General features: G+C 60.6%; 21 protein-coding genes. 6 read left to right on the top strand and 15 right to left on the bottom strand.

Annotated features, from left to right (window positions below; all coding sequences use genetic code 11):
* Window positions 1-195: 195 nt before the first annotated feature.
* Window positions 196-669, bottom strand: coding sequence for a GNAT family N-acetyltransferase (locus PAF20_RS06270; protein WP_271072853.1), 474 nt, complete (start codon window positions 667-669; stop codon window positions 196-198).
* Window positions 657-968, bottom strand: coding sequence for an ETC complex I subunit (locus PAF20_RS06265; RefSeq protein WP_271072852.1), 312 nt, complete (start codon window positions 966-968; stop codon window positions 657-659). Before PAF20_RS06265 ends, PAF20_RS06270 begins: the two co-directional genes overlap by 13 nt.
* A 198-nt stretch (window positions 969-1,166) precedes the next feature.
* Between PAF20_RS06265 and PAF20_RS06260 the strand changes: the two genes are divergently transcribed.
* Together PAF20_RS06260 and uvrB are read left to right on the top strand one after the other, a co-directional pair.
* Window positions 1,167-1,736, top strand: a complete 570-nt coding sequence (locus tag PAF20_RS06260) for a superoxide dismutase family protein (RefSeq protein ID WP_271072851.1) — start codon at window positions 1,167-1,169, stop codon at window positions 1,734-1,736.
* Window positions 1,737-1,807: 71 nt separating this feature from the next.
* Window positions 1,808-3,994: an excinuclease ABC subunit UvrB gene (gene uvrB, locus PAF20_RS06255; protein ID WP_271073265.1), complete on the top strand. Its 2,187-nt coding sequence runs from the start codon at window positions 1,808-1,810 to the stop codon at window positions 3,992-3,994.
* A 55-nt stretch (window positions 3,995-4,049) separates the two neighbouring features.
* Here the strand turns inward: uvrB and PAF20_RS06250 are convergent, their stop codons facing one another.
* Complete coding sequence (locus tag PAF20_RS06250; protein ID WP_271072850.1) at window positions 4,050-4,313, bottom strand: I78 family peptidase inhibitor; 264 nt, start codon at window positions 4,311-4,313, stop codon at window positions 4,050-4,052.
* 123 nt (window positions 4,314-4,436) lie between these two features.
* Between PAF20_RS06250 and PAF20_RS06245 the strand changes: the two genes are divergently transcribed.
* Window positions 4,437-4,754 (top strand): hypothetical protein, encoded by a 318-nt coding sequence (locus PAF20_RS06245; RefSeq protein ID WP_271072849.1) that lies wholly within the window; start codon window positions 4,437-4,439, stop codon window positions 4,752-4,754.
* A gap of 34 nt (window positions 4,755-4,788) precedes the next feature.
* On the opposite strand, the gene PAF20_RS06240 is transcribed toward PAF20_RS06245, so the two are convergent.
* The 3 genes from PAF20_RS06240 to PAF20_RS06230 form a co-directional block, all read right to left on the bottom strand.
* On the bottom strand, window positions 4,789-5,100 hold the full coding sequence (locus tag PAF20_RS06240; protein ID WP_271072848.1) for an I78 family peptidase inhibitor: 312 nt from the start codon (window positions 5,098-5,100) through the stop codon (window positions 4,789-4,791).
* Window positions 5,101-5,191: 91 nt separating this feature from the next.
* On the bottom strand, window positions 5,192-5,827 hold the full coding sequence (parA, locus tag PAF20_RS06235) for a ParA family partition ATPase (RefSeq protein ID WP_271072847.1): 636 nt from the start codon (window positions 5,825-5,827) through the stop codon (window positions 5,192-5,194).
* Between the two features lie 87 nt (window positions 5,828-5,914).
* Window positions 5,915-6,238 (bottom strand): antibiotic biosynthesis monooxygenase family protein, encoded by a 324-nt coding sequence (locus PAF20_RS06230; protein WP_271072846.1) that lies wholly within the window; start codon window positions 6,236-6,238, stop codon window positions 5,915-5,917.
* A gap of 118 nt (window positions 6,239-6,356) precedes the next feature.
* Between PAF20_RS06230 and PAF20_RS06225 the strand changes: the two genes are divergently transcribed.
* The gene (locus PAF20_RS06225) at window positions 6,357-7,406 is read left to right on the top strand and encodes a dipeptidase (protein WP_271073264.1); all 1,050 of its coding nucleotides are present in this window, start codon (window positions 6,357-6,359) and stop codon (window positions 7,404-7,406) included.
* Here PAF20_RS06225 and PAF20_RS06220 read toward each other — a convergent pair.
* From PAF20_RS06220 to PAF20_RS06205, 4 genes are read right to left on the bottom strand one after another with little or no spacing between them, the layout of a single operon-like run.
* Complete coding sequence (locus PAF20_RS06220; protein ID WP_271072845.1) at window positions 7,384-8,052, bottom strand: thiamine diphosphokinase; 669 nt, start codon at window positions 8,050-8,052, stop codon at window positions 7,384-7,386. The genes PAF20_RS06225 and PAF20_RS06220 overlap by 23 nt on opposite strands.
* On the bottom strand, window positions 8,049-8,264 hold the full coding sequence (locus PAF20_RS06215) for a DUF2842 domain-containing protein (RefSeq protein WP_271072844.1): 216 nt from the start codon (window positions 8,262-8,264) through the stop codon (window positions 8,049-8,051). The genes PAF20_RS06220 and PAF20_RS06215 overlap by 4 nt, the downstream gene beginning before the upstream one ends.
* Window positions 8,264-8,860: an NAD(P)H-dependent oxidoreductase gene (locus tag PAF20_RS06210; RefSeq protein WP_271072843.1), complete on the bottom strand. Its 597-nt coding sequence runs from the start codon at window positions 8,858-8,860 to the stop codon at window positions 8,264-8,266. The genes PAF20_RS06215 and PAF20_RS06210 overlap by 1 nt, the downstream gene beginning before the upstream one ends.
* Window positions 8,861-8,864: 4 nt before the next feature.
* Window positions 8,865-10,157 carry an adenylosuccinate synthase gene (locus tag PAF20_RS06205; RefSeq protein ID WP_271072842.1) on the bottom strand — a complete coding sequence of 431 codons (1,293 nt, stop codon included), beginning with the start codon at window positions 10,155-10,157 and terminating at the stop codon, window positions 8,865-8,867.
* Window positions 10,158-10,366: 209 nt separating this feature from the next.
* Here PAF20_RS06205 and PAF20_RS06200 point away from each other — a divergent pair, with 209 nt between their 5' ends.
* Complete coding sequence (locus tag PAF20_RS06200) at window positions 10,367-10,585, top strand: hypothetical protein (protein WP_271072841.1); 219 nt, start codon at window positions 10,367-10,369, stop codon at window positions 10,583-10,585.
* Window positions 10,586-10,910: 325 nt separating this feature from the next.
* Here the strand turns inward: PAF20_RS06200 and alaS are convergent, their stop codons facing one another.
* The 4 genes from alaS to PAF20_RS06180 form a co-directional block, all read right to left on the bottom strand.
* The gene (gene alaS / locus PAF20_RS06195; RefSeq protein WP_271072840.1) at window positions 10,911-13,565 is read right to left on the bottom strand and encodes an alanine--tRNA ligase; all 2,655 of its coding nucleotides are present in this window, start codon (window positions 13,563-13,565) and stop codon (window positions 10,911-10,913) included.
* Between the two features lie 279 nt (window positions 13,566-13,844).
* Window positions 13,845-16,091 (bottom strand): glycine--tRNA ligase subunit beta, encoded by a 2,247-nt coding sequence (gene glyS, locus PAF20_RS06190; RefSeq protein WP_271072839.1) that lies wholly within the window; start codon window positions 16,089-16,091, stop codon window positions 13,845-13,847.
* Window positions 16,091-16,564, bottom strand: coding sequence for a DUF6446 family protein (locus PAF20_RS06185; RefSeq protein ID WP_271072838.1), 474 nt, complete (start codon window positions 16,562-16,564; stop codon window positions 16,091-16,093). The genes glyS and PAF20_RS06185 overlap by 1 nt, the downstream gene beginning before the upstream one ends.
* Complete coding sequence (locus PAF20_RS06180) at window positions 16,561-17,493, bottom strand: glycine--tRNA ligase subunit alpha (RefSeq protein WP_271072837.1); 933 nt, start codon at window positions 17,491-17,493, stop codon at window positions 16,561-16,563. The genes PAF20_RS06185 and PAF20_RS06180 overlap by 4 nt, the downstream gene beginning before the upstream one ends.
* Window positions 17,494-17,616: 123 nt before the next feature.
* Here PAF20_RS06180 and PAF20_RS06175 point away from each other — a divergent pair, with 123 nt between their 5' ends.
* On the top strand, window positions 17,617-19,053 hold the full coding sequence (locus PAF20_RS06175) for a peptidoglycan-binding domain-containing protein (RefSeq protein ID WP_271072836.1): 1,437 nt from the start codon (window positions 17,617-17,619) through the stop codon (window positions 19,051-19,053).
* A 37-nt stretch (window positions 19,054-19,090) separates the two neighbouring features.
* On the opposite strand, the gene PAF20_RS06170 is transcribed toward PAF20_RS06175, so the two are convergent.
* The gene (locus PAF20_RS06170) at window positions 19,091-20,542 is read right to left on the bottom strand and encodes a TrkH family potassium uptake protein (RefSeq protein ID WP_271073263.1); all 1,452 of its coding nucleotides are present in this window, start codon (window positions 20,540-20,542) and stop codon (window positions 19,091-19,093) included.
* Window positions 20,543-20,560 lie beyond the last annotated feature (18 nt).

Below are 20,560 nucleotides of genomic sequence, written 5' to 3'. Positions count from 1 at the left end.
CACACGAAAAGGAGGCCGCGTCTCAATGACACTATCTGACGCTAGTGGACACAGCCCGGAATATGAATGAGACCTCAAATATCCTCAATGTTAATAATTATTAAGATTACCAATCGGAGCCGGCTATAAACGTAACTATTTAAGGCATTTCCTGCGCTTGTGATAAATCGCGCGAGAATTAACGAAAGGTAAAACTTATACGCCCGAAAGCCGCTTCTTCATATAAACGCTGTTCGCATCGACATGATAATCCCCGAACGGTTCACAGACCTCAAAACCCGCGCGAAGATAAAGCGCCCTCGCCGCAGCAAAACTGTCCTGCGATCCGGTTTCGAGCAAAACAGTTTGCATCTGCCTGTCTCGGGCAGCTTCGATCAGCGCGTCCAGAAGCCTGCGCGCAAGACCAAGGCCGCGCATCTCGTCCAGCACATGCATTGATTTAAGTTCTGCACGACGACCGCCCAGATCTTTCAGCGCCCCCATCGCGACCGGACGATCACCATGGCGCAACACAAGGAAAGCGATTTCGGGCGAAACCAGGGCCGAGCGATCCATCATGTGGATCGACTCTGGCGGGGTATCCATATGGCAATGGGTGTGATGCCGCGAAAAAAGCAGGTCCAGATCGGGATGAAGCGGGCTTTCGGCCGCGACCGTCAGTGTGTCCACGGCATGATGCGATCATTGGCGAAGTTTTCGCCGTAACCGCGGGGGCGGATGTTCTGCGCCCTTTTCTTCGGTTCGCTCACCACATAGTCGAGGTGATGCTCTTTCGCATAGCTTTCCGCCTCGGCGCGGGTCGCGAAGCGCAGGCGCACCTGCGACTGCGTATCGTCCGAGCTGGTCCAGCCCATCAGCGGATCAATTTCGCGGCCATCCGAATGAGGAAATTCCAGCACCCATTGCCGCGTCCGCGCAGTGCCGGACTGCATGGCATTGCGGGCTGGCTGATAGATACGAACGCGCATGGCTTGCTTCCTGTGACTTTGAGCGAGGCATTTATCCGATACTCGCGTCTGTTGCGCAAGCCCTTGGGCCTGCGCAGAGCCAATCCGGCAAAGGTTAATGGAACATCGTAATCTGAACAGCGTTGGTTTGAAGCGTGCGAAAACCTGCGAACACGGCCCTAACGCCGCAAGTTCTTGATATAGAAAAGAGGTTCAACGATGCGTTTCCAGAATCAATTTATCGCCGCCCTGACATCGACGGCCCTGTTTGGTGCCGGCATCGCCTATGCTCAGGACGATGAGACACCAGCCGCAGATGACACAGCGCCAGCCGAATCCGACGCCCTGCCCGCCACATCAGCGACCATCGCCGACGCAGAGGGCAACCAGATCGGCGGGATAGAGGTCGCGTTTACGGAATCCGGTATGGCACGAGTCAACCTGTCGCTAACCGGCATTGCCACGGGAAATCATGCAGTTCACTTTCACGAAACAGGCCTGTGCGAAGCGCCGTTTGAAAGCGCGGGCGGCCATCTTGCCGACGGCATGGAACATGGCGTGAATTCGCCGAATGGCCCGCATCCGGGCGACATGCCGAACGTGACTGTCCCGGAGGGCGGCGCTTTGGCCCTGACCTATTTCGTGCCAAACCTGACATCAGAGCTGGTGCAGGACACTGACGGCACGGCATTTATCATCCACGAAGGCGAAGATGATTATATGTCGCAGCCCAGTGGTGAAGCCGGCGGTCGCCTCGGCTGTGCGGTTATTGCCCCGCCCGCTGCTTAGGGGTTGAACTTTCGCGGCAGAAGCCGATCTGTTAAGTGAACACAAGCAGAACTTTTGCCGCGAGTATCCGTATGGGTCACAACAATACCAACGCCCCTGTCGCCCGTTTCCCCGAGGTGACCCGAACAAAGCTGGAAGGCGGGCGTCGGTTTGAAATGAGATCAGACTTCGCCCCGGCGGGCGATCAGCCTACGGCAATTGCAGAACTGTCACAAGGTGTGCGCGAGGGAGAGCGCGATCAGGTGCTGCTGGGCGCGACAGGCACCGGCAAGACCTACACGATGGCCAAGGTGATCGAGGAAACGCAGCGCCCGGCGATCATCCTTGCCCCCAACAAGACCCTCGCCGCGCAATTATACGGAGAATTCAAGGGCTTCTTCCCCGATAATGCGGTCGAATATTTCGTATCCTATTACGATTATTATCAGCCGGAAGCCTACGTCCCGCGTTCAGATACCTATATCGAGAAGGAATCCCAGATCAACGAGGCCATCGACAGGATGCGCCACTCGGCCACCCGTGCGCTGCTGGAACGGGACGATGTGATCATCGTGGCCTCGGTATCCTGCATCTACGGCATCGGCTCTGTCGAGACCTATTCGGCGATGACGCAGGATATGGTCGTAGGCCAGATGTATGATCAGCGCGAATTCATCGGGCAACTGGTGGCGCAGCAATATCGCCGCCTCGATGCCGCCTTTCAGCGCGGCGGCTTCCGCGTGCGCGGCGATGTGGTCGAGGTTTGGCCCGCCCACCTTGAGGATCGGGCATGGCGTTTCGATTTCTTCGGGCCGGAACTGGAAAAGATCACCGAATTCGACCCGCTGACCGGCGCCAAGACCGACGATTTCAAGCAGATCCGCATTTACGCGAACAGCCACTACGTGACCCCACGCCCGACAATGCAGACGGCAATCAAAGGGATAAAGGAAGAACTTCGCGTCAGGCTGGCGCAGCTGAACGACGAAGGCAAGCTGCTGGAGGCACAGCGGCTGGAGCAGCGCACCAATTTCGATCTGGAGATGCTGGAGGCAACCGGCGTCTGCAACGGGATCGAGAATTACAGCCGGTACCTGACCGGCCGCGCGCCAGGCGAACCGCCGCCCACGCTTTTCGAGTTCATACCGGATAATGCCATTGTATTTGCTGATGAATCTCACGTCAGCGTCCCGCAAATCGGCGGTATGTATCGCGGCGACTATCGCCGGAAATTCACCCTGGCCGAACATGGCTTCCGGCTGCCCTCCTGCATGGATAACCGCCCGCTGAAGTTTGAGGAATGGGATGCGATGCGCACCCAGTCCGTCTTTGTCTCCGCGACTCCGAAGGAATGGGAGCTGGACCAGACCGGCGGTGTCTTCGTCGAACAGGTCATCCGCCCGACCGGCCTTCTGGACCCGCAGGTCGAGATCCGGCCCGTCGAGATGCAGGTCGATGACCTGCTGGATGAGGTGCGGAAAGTCACCGCCAACGGCTATCGCACGCTGGTCACGACGCTGACCAAGCGCATGGCCGAGGATCTGACCGAATATCTGCACGAACAGGGCATCAAGGTCCGTTACATGCATTCCGACATCGACACGATCGAACGGATCGAGATCCTGCGCGACCTGCGGCTGGGGGCTTTTGATGTGCTCGTGGGCATTAACTTGCTGCGCGAAGGCCTTGATATTCCTGAATGCGGACTGGTCGCGATCCTCGATGCCGATAAGGAAGGCTTCCTGCGCTCGGAAACGTCGCTGATCCAGACCATCGGACGGGCGGCGCGGAATGCGGATGGCCGGGTGATCCTCTATGCCGATCATATGACCGGTTCGATGGAACGCGCGATTGCCGAAACCGACCGCCGCCGCGCCAAGCAGATGGCCTATAACGAAGAACACGGCATCACGCCGCAGACCGTGCGCAAGAATGTCGAGGACGTGCTGGCGGGCCTCTGGCAGGGCGATACCGATCAGTCGCGGATCACCACCAAGGTCGACAAACCGATGGTCGGCGCCAATCTGGCCGCCCATCTGGATGCGCTGCGGGCGCAGATGCGCAAGGCCGCCGAAAATCTGGAATTTGAAGAAGCGGCCCGGCTGCGCGATGAGGTCAAGCGGCTGGAAGCGGTGGAACTGGCCGTGGCAGATGATCCGCTGGCCCGTCAATCGGCGGTCGAACAGGCGGCAGAGGATGCTGTGAAAGCGTCCGGGCGATCCAGTGCAGGCCGCGCCGGTCAGCGCGGTGGCAACAAACGCTCGAAACGGCGGCGCTGACTGCCAGCCGGGGGCGCTGCCCCCGGACCCCCGAGGTATTTCAGCACCAAAGACGCTACCAGCACTCGACCTTCTGGATCCAGCCCTTGTCATCGACAAAGACATTCAGCCGGGCCGGATTGAAATCTTCTGTCAATGCGGCGCCCGGTTGGGCAATGCGGTGCGGCAGACCGGGTGGCAGTTCAAACTCTCCGATATTGCGGCCGACCATGACATTAAATTCAGGGCCGCAACGGTTCGGGAACTGCGATCCCGGCATGGGCGGCGTACAGGCAGAAGTGATTGCTGCGGCCAAAGCGAGGGGCAAGAAGGGGCGCATTGGCAGTTCCTTTTTTCCAAGCTGAACACGAGCCGGGGCCCATCGTCAATCCGGCTGGCAAAGTTGTGACGCATCCGTGATGGGCTCGTGCGCGTTTCCCTCCGCAACAGCAATGGAGGCGATATGACTCGTTTCAATATTCTTACAGCCGCGCTTGGCCTTATGCTTGGAGCAGGTGCCTCTGTCCCTGCCTTTTCGTCATCAGAAGATGCTTGGGCGGAGTTCCGCGCGACGGTAGAGACTGCATGCGCCGAACTGGTCCAGGCACCGGAAAGCGCCGGCACCGAGATCGAAGTGAACCCGTTCGGGTCGGAAACATACGGTGTTGCACTGATTTCCGTCACTTTGGACGACGGCGCTGTCGATCGCATGGTCTGTATCTATGACAAACAGGCGAAGACCGCCGAGATCACAGCGCCTTTCGAGCAGGCGGAGCAATGAGAAAGGGCGGCCCAGCGGCCGCCCGGTTAAACCTTTACCCGCAGCTGACCTCTACCAATGTGCCGGTGCGGTCATATTCGAAGTTGATCCGCGTCGGGCTGAAATCCATCGTGACCGGATCGCCGGTGCGATAGTGGCGGAAATTCGTTCCGGCTGGCAGCGAGATGGCGGGCGATTTTTCACCGACATATTGTTCATATGCGGCGGCGCCGCACGGATCGTCGGATGAAGCAAGCACTTCGGTTTCTGGAATGACGACATCATTTTCTGTCTCGACCGAGCAGGCGGCAAGCGTCAGGGCCGTAAGGATCGATGCGCTCAGCGCGGAGGTTCTGGTCAGGTTCATGGCAAATCCCCTCTTTTGTGACGATTTCATGATGAAATCACTGGAAGGGAAAGCTCGGAACACGCATTTGGTTCCGGCAGCGCCTGAACGCTTAGCCGAGATTGCGCAGCACCTCGTCTGTCAACCCGCCAAATTCATCGCGCGCCGCCCGGGCATTGTTGCGCTCAAACACCGACAGCCCCTGCCCCAGCGTTTCGGCATAGGCGACGCGGTTGCCGATCTGCGCATCGGCAACCTCGGCCCCCAGTTCGGCGGCATTCTGCGCCACTTCAGCCCCCAGCCGCGTGTTCGGTCGGGCACGGTTCAGAACCACCAGAACCGGGGCCTTTTCTCGCCGCGCCAGATCCAGCACCCCTTCTGTCGCCCAAAGGTCGACCTGACTGGAGGCCACCGGCACCACGACCAGATCCGCCACCCGCAGCGCCGGGCGCAGGTCGCTGTCGATCTTGGGCGGCGTGTCGATGATCACGACGTCAAACCGCTTTTTCAGCTTGTCGCTTTCATAGGACGCCCCCCACGCGGATGAGGTGGAAAATTCCATCTCCTCATCCTCGCCCTGCCGTTCCATTCTTTCGATGAACCAGCGGCCAAGGCTGCCCTGCGGATCGGTGTCGATCAGCGCAACGCTCAACCCCCTGTTGCGCAGCGAAACGGCCAGATTGGCCGCCAGCGTTGTCTTGCCTGAGCCGCCCTTTTGCTGGGCCACTGTGATGATGTGTCCTGTCATACCCGCCCCCGAGATCGCGTTAATTGATCGCTTTCGCGTGATCCTAGCGGCGCTGTGCGGGCAATGCACGGCGTTTCTGCACCTGCATCATTTCTCGTAGACGGTTTGTACCTCGTACATAACGGGTTCAAAGCTGCGGCAAAGCTGGTTTATGACGCGGTTGCGCGACCTCATTTCCGGTGTGCGCAGCATTGCCTGATAATCGCCGCGTGCCGTCCATTGCGAATAGGTCGCGATCCGTGTCTGGGCGTCGTTCAGATGAACCGCGCCGCCCAGAAAACCGGGTTGCTTGCTGATCACATCTTTCCAGGCATCCGTCAGCGCATCCAGCAGGTCATGGGCGGTGCCCGGCGTGACCTCGAATGTTGTGATGACGGTCTGTCCTTCGAAATCCTGACTAATCTGGGGCATCTGTCCCTCCCTGCCGAGTCGTGCTGAGTGCAGCCTGCCACGGAACGGCGTGATGGCAAAGCAGGTTGCGGGCAGTTGGCGACCGACGCAGGATGCGACCCAGAACAAGGAGCAGCCGATGATTCCCGTTTTCGACGGTCACAACGATTTTCTGCAGCGGCTTGTTGCCGAAGGGGCCGACCCTCTGAAGATCTGGGGCGAGGGCGATGGCACCGGCCATATTGACCTGCCGCGCCTGAAAAAGGGCGGCGTGTTCGGCGGTTTCTTTGCGCTTTGGGCGCCGTCCCCACCGGCGGAGGACGGTATCGATTGGCAAAAGAAACAGGAAAACCCGCCCTACGCGGTGCCGCTGGACGGGTTGATTGATACCGGCAAGGCTACAGGCCATATGCTGCAACTGACCGCGATGCTGGACCTGCTGGAACGCAGCGGCACCCTGTCCATCTGTCGCAGCGTGGACGAGATATTGGCTGCGAAAGATGCGGGCAAGATCGCCGCCATCCTGCATATGGAAGGGGCAGAAGGGATCATCACGCCCGAGGTGCTGCATGTCTGGTATCGGATGGGTCTGCGCTCTCTCGGGCCTGTTTGGTCACGGCAGAACGCCTATGGCTATGGGGTTCCTTTTGCATTTCCCGCTGATCCCGATAGCGGGCCGGGCTTAACGGATGCGGGCAAAGAGCTTATCCGGACATGTGATGAGTTGCGCGTTCTTGTCGATCTGGCGCATCTTAACGCCAAGGGTGTCGAGGATGTCGCAAAGATCAGCAATGCGCCGCTGGTTTCGACCCATTCCGGTGCCTATGCAATGGCAGCATCAACGCGCAACCTCACGGATGCGCAGCTGGAGGTGATCGCCGGGACCGGCGGGCTTGTCGGCTTGAACTTTGCCGCCGGGTTTGCGCGTCAGGATGGTCGTCGCCTGCCTTTCGACGGTTTTGATCCTTATCTTCGCCATCTCGATCATCTGATAGAAAAGCTCGGCGAAGATGGCGTTGCCCTCGGATCGGATTTCGATGGCGCACAGATGCCGCATGACCTGCCCGACGCAGCCGCCCTGCCCCGGCTTTTGGACTCCTTGGCGCAGCATGGATACGGCGCGGAACTGATCGAAAAGATCGCGTGGAAAAACTGGATGAGCCTGCTCAGACGGACGTGGGAGCGGTGATTGCCGTGATCGCCAGATGCAGGCAATCGCGCGGCAGCATCACAAGCATATCGCCTTTGATCTGCAACTGAACCGCGCCGGTCGCCTCATTCGAGGTGCCGATGCGGCCGTCACTGGCGAAATCAATATGATTGATCGGCCAACGCAGCCCTTGGCTTGTCCCCGAAGCCTGCCCCATCGGAAACAAGGAAACCCGCGTTCCCTCCTCCAGTGGCAGTGACAGATGCGGCGGCGACAAAAAGGCCACGTCTTCGGCGGCCAGCATGACGCAAGGCGGTGCGCGGTGACGGGTCATGACATTCAGTGCCGCCAGCGTATGATCCAGCCTGCGCCCCGCAAAACCGATTGCGATCACGAAATCGGCTTTGATCCGGCTGAGCGCTTTGGCGAAATCGGTGCTGTCCTGCTCGGCAACGTGCAAAAGCCGCTCTGCCCCGAGCGAGATGCGCGCATCGGCTGAGATCGAGTCGAAATCACCAATGGCCAGATCGGGCAATTGACCAAGTGCCAATGCGGCATCTGCGCCGCCATCGGCCGCAACAAGCGCAGCGGCCATTTCAAGCGACTGTGCCAAGTCCTGTGCTGTCACCGCACCACCACCGATCAGCGTTACACCGCCGGTTGCGTGGAAGAGGTCCGCGCTCACTCGTCGCCCTTTCCGATGCCGGTAAAGATGCGCTTGAATGGCAATATCCAGACAATGCCCAGCACGACGATCAAAATGAACTCGCCCCAGATCGGCAGCCGGCCCCAGGTATCGTCGATCCATGCCAGCAGAACCCATGCGACGACGATATAACCCGGCAGACCCAGAAGCAGGATCAGCAGCGACAGGCGTTTACGGGTCTTAAGGTCCATCAGTTCTTTACCTTGCGCTGTTGCGGCAGTTTCTGCGCGAGCTTGCGAATGCGGCTACGCCATTTTTCGATGTTCTTTTCCGCCCCGCCCCGGCGAACCATACCGAAGTAACTCATCCGGATTGGCCGGAAGCCGACGAAACCCAGCACCTGACGCTTGTAGCGCCAGCCGAGCGGGTCGAAATAGACCAGCCGCAAATAGGCGGGCGGCGTATCCATGCTGACCAGAACGTCGGCAGATCGCCCCTTCAAAAGACGATCCCAGAATGGATCGTCCTTGTGATAGCGAAAGGCACGGCGTGGCAGAAGAATCCGATCCCAGAAGCCTTTAAGCCTCGCCGGCTCCGCACCCCACCAAAGCGGGAAAGCCAGAACCAGATGATCGCAAGCCTCGATCTGGTCCAGTGCATGTGCCAGATCCGGCTCAAGCTCCGGCAGGTTTTCGTATCCGCGCGAAAGGTTTGCGTCAAAGTCGATATCCCGGATGGAGAGCCGCGTGATTTCGATATGGGCGGGTAGCCCCTCCTCATAGACATCCAGCATATGCGCCGACAGGCGGTCGGCATCCGGATGTCCATCAATCAGTAAAATCCTCATCAACTCAGTCTTCGAAGGGATCCGTGACAAGAATCGTGTCATCCCGCTCGGGTGAGGTCGAAAGCAGCGCCACCGGACACTGGATCAGTTCTTCGACACGGCGGACGTACTTGATCGCCTCTGCCGGCAGGTCGGCCCAGCTTCGCGCGCCGGCGGTCGATTCCGACCAGCCCGGCATTTCCTCATAAATCGGTTTCACCTTCGCCTGCAACGCCGCAGCCGTGGGCAGATAGTCATAGGTCTGCCCGTCGATCTCATAACCGACGCAGATTTTCAGTGTCTCGAACCCGTCCAGAACGTCCAGCTTGGTCAGCGCGATGCCATTGACGCCGGAAATCGCACAGGTCTGGCGCACCAGAACCGCATCGAACCAGCCACAGCGACGCTTGCGACCGGTGACCGTGCCGAATTCGTGGCCACGTTCGCCAAGACGCTGACCGTCCGCATCGTCCAGCTCGGTCGGGAAAGGCCCCTCACCAACGCGGGTCGTATAGGCTTTGACAATCCCAAGCACGAAATCAATTGCCGACGGTCCCAGACCTGTGCCGCTGGCAGCCATGCCCGACATGGTCGTCGAGGATGTCACGTAAGGATATGTGCCGAAGTCGATATCCAGCAAACTGCCCTGCGCGCCTTCGAAAAGGATGCGCTTCCCACCCTTGCGCGCCTCGTTCAGCACCTTCCACACCGGCTGGGCATAGGGCAGCAGCTTCGGCGCAATCTCCATCAGCTTGGCCTTCAGTTCCGCCCGGTCGATCGGTTCCGCCCCAAGCCCCTGACGCAAGGCATCATGATGGGTCAGCAGCCGGTCGAGCCGCGCATCCAGCGTTTCCTCATCGCCCAGATCGGCAAGACGAATGGTCCGGCGTCCAACCTTATCCTCATAGGCAGGACCAATGCCGCGCCCGGTTGTCCCAATCTTTGCTGCTCCCGCAGCCTCTTCGCGCAGCTTGTCCAGATCCTGATGCAGCGGCAGGATCAGAGGCGTGTTTTCCGCGATGATCAGGTTGTCGGTCGTAATCTCGACCCCCTGCCCGGCCAGTTTGTCGATTTCCGCAAAAAGCGACCACGGGTCCAGTACGACGCCATTGCCGATGACCGCCAGTTTGCCCGTTCGGACGATACCTGACGGCAGAAGCGACAACTTGTAGACCTCATTGCCGATGACAAGCGTGTGGCCCGCATTATGGCCGCCCTGAAATCTGGCGATGATCTCGGCCCGTTCGGACAGCCAGTCAACGATCTTGCCCTTGCCTTCGTCACCCCATTGGGCACCGACAACCACGACATTGGCCATATTGCTTTCCTTTTCACGCTCAAGAATGCCGGAGCCGGTATAGTCGCCACGAACCCGGGGGGAAAGCGCATTTCTTGAGCGACTTCGGCGAGCGTAGCGTCCCGGCCGGTGCAAGGCAGGGTTGCATATAGCGCTGTGGATATGCAGTTGTTTATGACCTATCCTCAGCTCATGGGAGGAAACCATTCGCAACTCTGAAGAGGTTTCCAATGTCGATCCAACACACCCAATATGCGCCCTCACTCCGCGACCTGATTCGTGGCTTCTTCGCCCGCAGCGGAGAAAGGCTTGTCCGCTTCATGGAACTGCAGGCACGCGTTGATCAGATCGAAAAACTGCAGCGCAAGTCGGACAGTGAGCTTGAAAGGCTGGGCATCACACGCGAACAAATCCCCTATTACGTGTTCCGCGACAAAGCCTGGGTCTGAGCGAAGATCGCAATTGACTTCGACCCGTCCGAACAGGGCGGGTTTTTTTGTCAGTGTATTACTTGGCGAATGCGGGTGGGGGCTCTGCCCCCGCGGCTTCGCCGCTCCCCCGAGGTATTTCCGCACCAAAGAAAGCGCATTAACGCGATATTCAGACGCAGCCGATATTCGTGGTTACGCGGTACAGGCAGAGGTGCCGATGACCGCCACCGAAGACGCCGCGCCCTGTCGGCTGTCTCCCCGGCAGGGCGCGTGCTCGTCTTTGGTGGATAAATACCTCGGGGGAAGGGCCGTAAGGCCCGTGGGGGCGGAGCCCCCACCTGCGTCAGACCCCCGAGATTACGTTTTCTGCGGCAGAGAACGCGGCATCGGCCTCTGCCAGCGACGGGGCGCCGCCCTGTGCGCGATCCGGACGCCCACCGCCGCCCTTTCCGCCAAGTGCTGCTGTCGCGGCCTGAACCAGGGCGACGGCGCTGATGCGGTCGGTCAGGTCAGTTGTGACGCCGGCAGCGACGGTCGCCTTGCCGTCAGCCTCGGCCAGCACCAGGACCGCACCGCTGCCGAGCTGAGACTTCATTTCGTCGACAAGGGGACCAAGTTCCTTGCCCGAGACGCCCTCGACCTTACGACCGATAAACTTGACGCCAGCGACCTCCTTGGCCTCGGAGGCGCCGCCGCCACCCATCGCCAATTGACGCTTGAGTTGCGCGACCTCATTGGCAAGCGCCTTTCGTTCATCGGAAAGGGCTCTGACCTTGTCGACGACCCCCCCTGCCTGTGCCTTCAGGATGCCGGCTATCTCTGACAGTTCCCGATCCACCCGGCGCAGCTCCGCCATTGCCGCCTGTCCGGTCAACGCCTCAATCCGACGGATACCGGCAGCAGAGGCCGTTTCCGTCGTCAGCGCGAACATCCCGATATCGCCGGTCCGCGCAACATGGGTGCCCCCGCAAAGTTCAAGCGAATAGGTTTCCTTGTCGGTGCCCTTTCCGGAATCGGCCAGCTTGCCCATGGAAACGACGCGGACTTCCTCACCATACTTTTCACCGAACAGTGCCTGCGCCCCGATCCCCCGCGCATCGTCGGGCGTCATGATCCGTGTTTCGACCGGCGCGTTCTGGCGGATATATTCGTTCACCTCTGTCTCGACCTGCGCGATTTCGTCGGGCGTGAGAGCATGGTTGTGGCTGAAATCGAAGCGCAGCCGGTCATGTGCATTCAAAGACCCGCGCTGCGCGACGTGATCGCCAAGCGCTCGACGCAGCGCCTCATGCAACAGATGCGTGGCCGAGTGATTGGCGCGGATCATGCCACGGCGGTCATGCGCGACCTCCAGCTTCGCGGCCTGCCCGCGGCTGATCTGGCCCATCGTGACCTCGCCGATATGGATAAACACGCCGCCAGATTTTTTCGTGTCCGAAATCCGCGCCATGCCGGTATCGGTCTGAATGGTGCCGGTATCGCCGACCTGACCGCCCGATTCGGCGTAGAACGGCGTCTGGTTGACGACGATCTGCACCGCCTCGCCTTCCTTCGCCGTTTCAACCTCTGCCCCGTCAGAGACGAGTGCGAGCAGCTGGCCTTCCGCCTCTTCGGTGTCATAGCCCAGGAACTCCGTCGCGCCGTGCTTTTCGCCCAGTTCGAACCATATCGCGGCATCCTTGGTTTCGCCGCTGCCAGCCCAGGCAGCGCGCGCCTGCGCCTTCTGCTCTGCCATCGCGGAATCGAAACCCGCCGTATCGACGTTGCGCCCCTGTTCGCGCAGCGCGTCCTGTGTCAGATCCAGCGGGAAACCATATGTGTCGTACAGCTTGAACGCCGCGTCGCCCGGCAGATCAGCGCCGTCGGGCAGCTTGGCCAATTCGTCATCCAGCAGACGCAGCCCACGATCCAGCGTCTTGCGGAAGCGGGTTTCCTCTGACAGCAGCGATTCCTCGATCATCGACTGCGCACGGGACAGTTCCGGATATGCTGCCCCCATCTGGCGCACCAAAGCCGGCACCAGCTTATGCATCACCGGGTCCTGCGCGCCAAGCATATGCACATGGCGCATTGCCCGGCGCATGATCCGGCGCAGCACATATCCGCGCCCTTCGTTCGACGGCATCACCCCATCGGCCAGCAGGAACGAGGTCGAGCGCAGGTGATCCGCGATCACCCGGTGATGGACCTTGCCCGGCCCGTCGGGATCGGAACTCGTCGCATGGGCCGAAGCCTCGATCAGCGCGCGCATCAGGTCGGTGTCGTAATTGTCATGCTTGCCCTGCAGCAGCGCACCGACCCGTTCCAGCCCCATGCCGGTGTCGATTGACTGCGCCTCCAGGTCGCGCATCGTGCCGTCCTCGAACTGCTCGAACTGCATGAAGACGAGGTTCCAGATCTCGATAAAGCGATCACCGTCCTCCTCGGCCGAGCCGGGCGGGCCGCCCCAGATGTGATCGCCGTGATCGTAGAAAATCTCGGTACAGGGGCCGCAGGGGCCGGTCGGACCCATGCGCCAGAAGTTATCATCGGTCGGGATGCGGATAATGCGGTCATCGGTCAGGCCCGCGACCTTCTTCCACAGGTCCGCCGCCTCATCATCGGTATGGTAAACCGTGACCAGCAGCTTGTCCTTCGGGATGCCGAAATCCTTGGTCAGCAATTCCCAGGCAAAGGGGATTGCTTCGGACTTGAAATAATCGCCAAAGCTGAAATTTCCCAGCATTTCAAAGAAGGTGTGGTGCCGCGCGGTATAGCCGACATTGTCCAGGTCGTTATGCTTGCCCCCTGCCCGCACGCATTTCTGCGAAGATGTCGCCCGCACATAGTCGCGCTTTTCAACGCCGGTGAACAGGTTCTTGAACTGCACCATACCGGAATTGGCAAACATAAGCGTCGGGTCATTGCGCGGCACAAGCGGCGAGGACGCAACCACCTCGTGACCGTTGCGCTTGAAGAAATCGAGATAGGTCGAGCGAATATCGTTAAGGCTTGGCATAGTGCTCCCTCGGGCTGGTCGTTCCGATGTAATTCCATGCGCGGGGCATGTCCACATCGGGCGCACATCCTCTCCGGCCGGCCCGCATCCTGTTGCGCGAGATCTGATCCAGCCGAGCGAGCGCCGGACCGGCGGATGGCGCACCAACCCCGCCACGGCGCGGTTTATGCCGGCAACCCGCACGACATGGCCGCGTCGCGCCTGCATCGACCAAGCCCCAGACCGTGGGGCCGGCCCGGCGCTCGCGCGGCGGCCTGCGGCCTTGATTCCGCGCGGGGCTTACCCCTCGATCCGGGTGAAATCGGCAATCTCGCGTCCTGCCGCGCGGATGCGGGACAGAAGGTTAAGGCGGTTCCGCCGGACGATCTGGTTGTCGGTATTGACCTGCACCGCATCGAAAAACGCGTCGATGGGGGCGCGAAGGGCGGCGATGGCGAACATGGCGGCGGGGAAATCTTCGCTCGCCGTGGCAGCCTTGATCGCCGGTTCCGCGGTGTCGAGAGCGGCAAACAGGGCGCGTTCCTCATCCGTCTCGGCGAATTTCGGATCGGCCCCGAAGCTGTATTCGACGCCATCCTTTTCCTCGGCCTGCGCCAGAATATTCGACGCCCGCTTGAGGCCTTGCGTCAGGTTCTGCCCGTCCTCGGTCTTCAGCATGTCATTGAGCGCCGTGGCCCGGTTCACCACCAGCACCAGATCGTCATTGCCGGGCTGGGCCAGCACCGCGTCAATAATGTCATGCCGGATGCCTTGGTCGCGGAGATAGACTTTCAGGCGGTCGTGGAGGAAGTTGAGGAGGTCGGCAAACGAAGCAAGTTCCAATCCTTGAACAGGAATACCGCTATTCGGCCCCAGTTCTAGCAATTGCTGTGTCTGCTCCAGTGCGGCCGCGTCTATTTCCGTCGTTTCATCCGGCACAATCCCTGCAGCCCGCGAAAATTGAAGGGCTCTCACGTATTTGTTGTCGCTGATTGCACTTGACTTTAAGTGCGATGCGAATGCTCTGCGTTCACCTGATACGAGAGGTCCTTGAAGCCCAGCGTTTTTACCAACTGCTAGTAGGATACGAATAACCCCAAGCGCCGCCCGCCGCAGCGCAAAGGGGTCCTTCGACCCGGTCGGCTTCTCGTCAATCGCCCAGAAGCCGGTGAGCGTGTCGATCTTGTCAGCCAGAGCAACGGCGACCGACACCGGCGCGCTTGGCACATCGTCGGACGGACCCAGCGGCGAGTAATGGTCGCGGGCGGCGTCGGCCACGGCGGCACCCTCACCCGCCTCAAGCGCGTAATAGCGACCCATGATCCCCTGTAATTCGGGGAATTCGCCGACCATCTCGCTGCGCAGGTCCAGCTTGGCCAGCTCCGCCGCCCGCGCCGCCTGATCCGGGTCGGCCCCGACAAGCGGCGCAATTTCACTAGCAAGCGCCTTAATCCGCGCCACGCGGTCGGCCTGCGATCCCAGCTTGTTGTGGAAGGTCACGGATTTCAGCCCCTCGGCCCAATCCTCCATACCTGCCTTCGCCTGACGCAGGTCGTTTTCCCAGAAAAACAGCCCGTCCGACAGCCTCGCGGCCAGCACCCGCTGGTTTCCCGCAAGGATCGTCGCGCCGTCATCCGGGGTCTCGATATTGGCGACGGTCACGAAGCCCTCGATCCGGCCGGTCTTGGGGTTGCGGGCGGAAAAGAACTTCTGATGCTCTTTCATCGAGGTCTGCAAAACCTCGGGCGGCAGGGTCAGAAAACGCTCTTCAATGGCGCCCATCAGCGGCACTGGCCATTCGACCAGACCGGCAACCTCGGCCAACAGACCCTTATCCTCGACAATGTCCCAGCCACGCGCGAAGGCGAGATTCGCGGCCTCTTGCGCAATCGCGGCCTCTCGCTCGGCCGGGTCGAGCATCACCCTGGCGCGCCGCAGCTTTGCCGCGTAATCATCGAAACTCACGACAGAAAACGTATCCGGCGCCATGAAACGATGCCCGCGTGTGCTGTCGCCAGAGGCGATGCCATCGATATCAAACGGGACCACCTGCGCCCCTGCCTCATCCGACAGAATGCACAGGATCGAATGCAAAGGCCGCACCCAACGCAGCGAACCCGAACCCCAACGCATGGATTTCGGCCAGGGGAAATTGCGGATGGTCTTTTCCAGCACCTCGGCCACGATCTCTGCCGCCGGACGGCCGGGGCGCTCGATGACGGCGAAGTAGACCTGCCCCTTCTTCTCGTCCCGGACCTCAAGCTGATCCTTCGCAAGCCCGGTAGAGCGCAAAAAGCCCTCCACCGCCTTTTCGGGCGCATCGACCCGTGGCCCTTTGCGTTCCTCCCGGACGGCCCGCGATGCGTCGGTCAGACCCTCGACCGAAAGAGCCAGCCGGCGCGGTGTCGAAAATGCCCCTGCACTGGCATAGGTCAGACCGGCCTCGACCAGCCCATCGGTGACAAGCTTTTTCAGATCCTCACGCGCCTTCGGCTGCATCCGGGCGGGAATTTCCTCGGAAAAAAGTTCGATCAGCAGGTCGGGCATCAGTCCATCACTCCGCGTTCGGGTGTCTTGTCGTTGACCTGATGCCAGCCAAAGACGCGGCCATCAGGATAGACCGCCAAGATGCGGTCAATGTCGGGCTGGATTTCGGACCGGCCCAGATAGGCCGTCGCGACACCTGCTTCCAGATCGTGGCCTATCTGGTCTGCGTCGAAGCAATCGAACCAGCCGGGGCCATAGGTTGGCGTCGCACCCTCAAACAGTTCTGCACCCTCGGGCAGCGGCTCGTCCAGCGTCGCACAAACCCGCCAGCGATGCGGTGCGCTTCCCGCGTCGATGGCGCGAATGTCGCCAGCGGACAAGGGCACCTGCTGGCCATCCACAACCGCCGTCAGGTCGACCGTGGCAGGGTCCAGTTCTTCGTAAAAGGCATAAGTCTGCGCGTACCAGACGCCGGCGCCAACGCCCGCCGCCGACAGGATCAGCGCAATGACCGCGACCCGTCCCCAGTTCATTCCGCAGCCTGCCCCAGCGGTGTCTGCATGAACAGATCGGCACATTTCTTGGTCAGCGCACGGACACGGCGGATATAATCAGCCCGCTCCGTGACAGAGATCACGCCGCGCGCATCCAGCAGATTGAACAGGTGGCTGGCCTTGATCGCCTGATCATAGGCAGGCTGCGACATGAGGATTTGACGCCCCGCGCCGTCGGTTTCAGCGGCAGAGACGATACGTTCACATTCCGCCTCGGCATCCTTGAAGTGCTGAAACAGTGTCTCGGTGTCGGCGATGTCGAAATTCCAGCGGCTGTATTCCTGTTCCGCCTGCGTGAAAATATCGCCGTAAAGAAGCGGTATGTCGCTGTCAGGATCGTTGAACGGCATGTCCATCACATGCTCGACACCCAGCACATACATCGCCAGTCGCTCCAACCCGTAGGTCAGTTCGCCGGACACCGGATGGCAATCATAGCCCGCGACCTGCTGGAAATAGGTGAACTGGCTGACCTCCATCCCGTCGCACCAGACCTCCCAGCCGAGGCCCCAGGCACCAAGCGTGGGCGATTCCCAGTCATCCTCGACAAAGCGGACGTCATGGACCATCGGATCCAGCCCGATGGCGCGCAGGCTGTCCAGATAAAGCTCCTGCAAATTGGGCGGCGAGGGTTTGATGATGACCTGATACTGATAGTAATGCTGCAAGCGGTTCGGGTTTTCGCCATAACGCCCATCGGTCGGACGGCGTGAAGGCTGAACATAGGCAGCCGCCCAGTTGCGCGGGCCAAGCGAACGCAGCGTGGTGGCCGGATGGAACGTGCCTGCGCCGACCTCCATGTCATAGGGTTGCAGGATCGCGCAGCCGGATTTCGCCCAATGGTCCTGAAGCCGCAGGATCACATCCTGGAAACAACGCGGCTTTGCGTCATTGCGGGGGCTGGTCATTGGGGCATCCTTTTTCGTATGTCTGCCAGAACTCGCCGGTGTTCTAGGCGTCGCGCGGGGCATGGTCAATCGGACCGGCATAAGGCAGAAGAAGAAATCGGGCAGAACAAGAAGAAGACAGGGATGATGATGAAACCACTTGCCATTCTGCTGCTGAGCGCGGCTTTTATCGGCCCCGCATTCGCCGAGAATGTGTTTATCCGCGTCGAGGCAAAGCGCGGCAACGAAGCCGCGGCAGAGGCGGCGGCGGCGTGGCAAGGCCGGGTGAACGACATTCCCGCCGTGATCTTTCCGCTCAGCCAGACGTGGACGGCGATCGGTTTCGGACCATTGCCGCGCGAGCAGGCAGAGGCAAGGATGACGGCGCTGAAAGAAGCACGGACGATCCCCGCCGACAGCCTGCTTACGCCGGCTGATGGCGTTAATGCGACCGCCCTGCCGAATATCCGCGCGGATCAGACCGGCGCGGCCAGTATTGTTGAGAATCCTGCGGGTGCCGCCTCTACCTCTGGCGTGGCCGAAGTCGCGCAACCAGATCCCATTATTGTCGAGCCGCCCGCGCCGGATATGTTCATCCGGCTGGAAGCCTTTCAGGATCGGACACAGGCGGATGCCGCCTTGTCCAAATGGCGCGAGACCGTGCCGGAGGCCGGACTTTGGGAGATGCCCAATGGCTGGTTCGCCATCGCCGCCGGACCGCTTAGCGGGGCTGCCGCCGATCAATGGCTGCCTGCGCTGAAGAACGGCGGCGCGATCCCCGATGACAGCATGATCACGCCAGAGGCCGAGATGGGCCGGAACGTGGCCACTGGCACCGCGCCCGAATGGCCGGAAAACCCGGAAAAGCTGCCTGAAATGCCCGATACGGCAGAGGTGCAGGAGCTGCTGCAATGGGCTGGCTTCTATGATGGTGAGATTGACGGTCAAAGCGGCCCGAAAACACGCGCCGCAATCGCGGCAGAGGTCGCCTCGCAACGCGAAGCCGCCGACCCCGCGCTTGCCCTGATGAAGCTGGCGGAACAGCGTGAGGTCTGGCGCCAAGAGATGGGGCTGGAGGAGATGATCGACGATCACACCGGCCTTTCTCTGGTCGCGCCTGCGCGGATGCTTCAGCATGAGCGCAATGACCGCTCGCTTTCGATTTATGGTCCGAAAGACGAATCCGGCGCGGCCCTGATCCTGTTTTCCGCCCCCGGGGGGCAGCAGGAAATGGAAGATCTGGCCGGCCTCGTCACCGCACTTGGCTGGGTTCCCGCGCCGGAGCGTCAGATCAGGAAGGGCAGTGCCGTGCTGACCGGGCGGAATGATTCCCATATCGGACGCTCGGAATCGCGTATCGTTGACGGACGTGTCGAAGGCTGGGTGCTGATCTGGCCGGTCGCCGATGCCGAAAACGCACCGCGCCTTGCCAATGAGATCGCCGAAAGCTTCACCCGCGCCCAACCGAGTGCCGCAGAACGGGCGGCTGCGGAGCCTTCTGATGATGCGGCAGAGGCAATCGACGGCGGCGCTGAAACGCCCGCTGCCTTGCCGGATGGTGCAACGCAGACCCCAAACTGATGGGCGTGGCGGCAGCGTTCGCCGCCACAATCCTGCTTCAGCCGCGCCAGAACCGTGGCAGCAGAAGAACGAAAACGCTGACAAGCTCTAACCGGCCCAGATACATGCCGAAGGTCATCAGCCATTTCGCAGCTTCGGGGAATTTGTTGATGCTGCCATTCGACGTGATCTCTGGCCCCCAGACCGGCCCGACATTGGCAATCGCAGTCCATGCGCCAGTCAGCGCCGTCTTCGGATGCAGCCCGGTCAGCGCCAGCCCGACGATCAGCAGACCGAAGGTCAGCACGAACATGGTGAAGAACGCCATGACGGAGTTCACGACCTCCTGATCCAGCCGCTTGCCAGCAAGTCGCAGCGGATAAAGCCGGTGCGGCGATTGCATTCGTTTGATCTGCGCGCGTACCGCCTGAAACAGAACCTGATAGCGGAAGATCTTGACCGAACAGCCGGTCGATCCCGTACAGCCACCGATCAGCGCGACGCAGAAAAGCAGCGCAAACGGCAAATGTCCCCATTGCAGCACATTGGTCGAGGCATAGCCGGTGCCAGAGAAGATCGTGATGACGTTAAAGGTGGTCTCTCGGATCAGCTCCCACGGGTCGGATGTCTGGTGAATATAAAGCATCCGGTAGATCACGATCACCGCGACGGCATAAAAGATATAGCGAAGATAGGCCCGGATCTGCGTATCGCGCCAGATCGGCTGAAAATCCCCGCGCGTTGCCTGAATCATACGCACGAAGGGGATCGAGGCCAGAACCATGAAGAGCGACGACACCCATTCCGCCGGTCCGATAAAGGCCCCGAAACTTGCATCATAGTTGGAAAACCCGCCCGTTGAACACGTCGTCAAGGCGTGAAGCACGGCGTCGTAAAAGCTCATCCCGGTGATGACATATAACATGGTACATGCGGCTGTAATCCCGACATAGATCCACGTCATTTCCGCCGCTATCTGACCGGCCCGCGGCAAAACCTTGCCAAGCGTGTCGAATCCTTCCGAACGGAAAAACTGCATCCCGCCGACTTTCATGACCGGCAGAAATACCATCGCAACCACGACAATGCCCAATCCGCCCGACCATTGCAGAATGCCCCGCCACATATTCGTACCGGGTGGCAGGTTATCCAACTGCACAATCACTGTCGTGCCGGTGGTGGTCAGCCCGGACATCGCCTCGAACATGGCATCGGTGAATGTCAGGCCGGGCGCACCGATCATCAGAGGCAGCGCGCCGGCAAGCGGCAGGATCAGCCACAGGCCGGATGTCAGAAGAAAGCTTTGCTCGATCGTCAGGCCGCGGGGCGCGGAATGCGTTGCGGCAACGACCAGACCGCTGAGCACCATGACGATCAGCATCGACTGCGCCATGCGCTGCCAATTCGCGTTATCCGCCGCATAGTCGATCATGGTCGGAAAGATCATCATTGCGCCAAGCGCAAAGGTGATCCTGCCTATCACATGGGCTACGGGACGAATGTCGATCATCGTGCTTGGTTGCCGCGC

Origin of the sequence: Paracoccus albus (genome assembly GCF_027913035.1) — a bacterium.
Taxonomy (GTDB): domain Bacteria; phylum Pseudomonadota; class Alphaproteobacteria; order Rhodobacterales; family Rhodobacteraceae; genus Paracoccus; species Paracoccus albus.
This window is presented reverse-complemented; position numbering and strand designations above follow the sequence as displayed.

Excerpts from the sequence above, each read along its gene's own strand:
- PAF20_RS06265 (WP_271072852.1), bottom strand. The coding sequence starts at position 968 with ATGCGCGTTCGTATCTATCAGCCAGCCCGCAATGCCATGCAGTCCGGC.
- PAF20_RS06260 (WP_271072851.1), top strand. The coding sequence starts at position 1,167 with ATGCGTTTCCAGAATCAATTTATCGCCGCCCTGACATCGACGGCCCTG.
- uvrB (WP_271073265.1), top strand. The coding sequence starts at position 1,808 with ATGGGTCACAACAATACCAACGCCCCTGTCGCCCGTTTCCCCGAGGTG.
- PAF20_RS06250 (WP_271072850.1), bottom strand. The coding sequence starts at position 4,313 with ATGCGCCCCTTCTTGCCCCTCGCTTTGGCCGCAGCAATCACTTCTGCC.
- PAF20_RS06245 (WP_271072849.1), top strand. The coding sequence starts at position 4,437 with ATGACTCGTTTCAATATTCTTACAGCCGCGCTTGGCCTTATGCTTGGA.
- PAF20_RS06240 (WP_271072848.1), bottom strand. The coding sequence starts at position 5,100 with ATGAACCTGACCAGAACCTCCGCGCTGAGCGCATCGATCCTTACGGCC.
- parA (WP_271072847.1), bottom strand. The coding sequence starts at position 5,827 with ATGACAGGACACATCATCACAGTGGCCCAGCAAAAGGGCGGCTCAGGC.
- PAF20_RS06230 (WP_271072846.1), bottom strand. The coding sequence starts at position 6,238 with ATGCCCCAGATTAGTCAGGATTTCGAAGGACAGACCGTCATCACAACA.
- PAF20_RS06225 (WP_271073264.1), top strand. The coding sequence starts at position 6,357 with ATGATTCCCGTTTTCGACGGTCACAACGATTTTCTGCAGCGGCTTGTT.
- PAF20_RS06215 (WP_271072844.1), bottom strand. The coding sequence starts at position 8,264 with ATGGACCTTAAGACCCGTAAACGCCTGTCGCTGCTGATCCTGCTTCTG.
- PAF20_RS06210 (WP_271072843.1), bottom strand. The coding sequence starts at position 8,860 with ATGAGGATTTTACTGATTGATGGACATCCGGATGCCGACCGCCTGTCG.
- PAF20_RS06205 (WP_271072842.1), bottom strand. The coding sequence starts at position 10,157 with ATGGCCAATGTCGTGGTTGTCGGTGCCCAATGGGGTGACGAAGGCAAG.
- PAF20_RS06200 (WP_271072841.1), top strand. The coding sequence starts at position 10,367 with ATGTCGATCCAACACACCCAATATGCGCCCTCACTCCGCGACCTGATT.
- alaS (WP_271072840.1), bottom strand. The coding sequence starts at position 13,565 with ATGCCAAGCCTTAACGATATTCGCTCGACCTATCTCGATTTCTTCAAG.
- glyS (WP_271072839.1), bottom strand. The coding sequence starts at position 16,091 with ATGCCCGACCTGCTGATCGAACTTTTTTCCGAGGAAATTCCCGCCCGG.
- PAF20_RS06185 (WP_271072838.1), bottom strand. The coding sequence starts at position 16,564 with ATGAACTGGGGACGGGTCGCGGTCATTGCGCTGATCCTGTCGGCGGCG.
- PAF20_RS06180 (WP_271072837.1), bottom strand. The coding sequence starts at position 17,493 with ATGACCAGCCCCCGCAATGACGCAAAGCCGCGTTGTTTCCAGGATGTG.
- PAF20_RS06175 (WP_271072836.1), top strand. The coding sequence starts at position 17,617 with ATGATGATGAAACCACTTGCCATTCTGCTGCTGAGCGCGGCTTTTATC.
- PAF20_RS06170 (WP_271073263.1), bottom strand. The coding sequence starts at position 20,542 with ATGATCGACATTCGTCCCGTAGCCCATGTGATAGGCAGGATCACCTTT.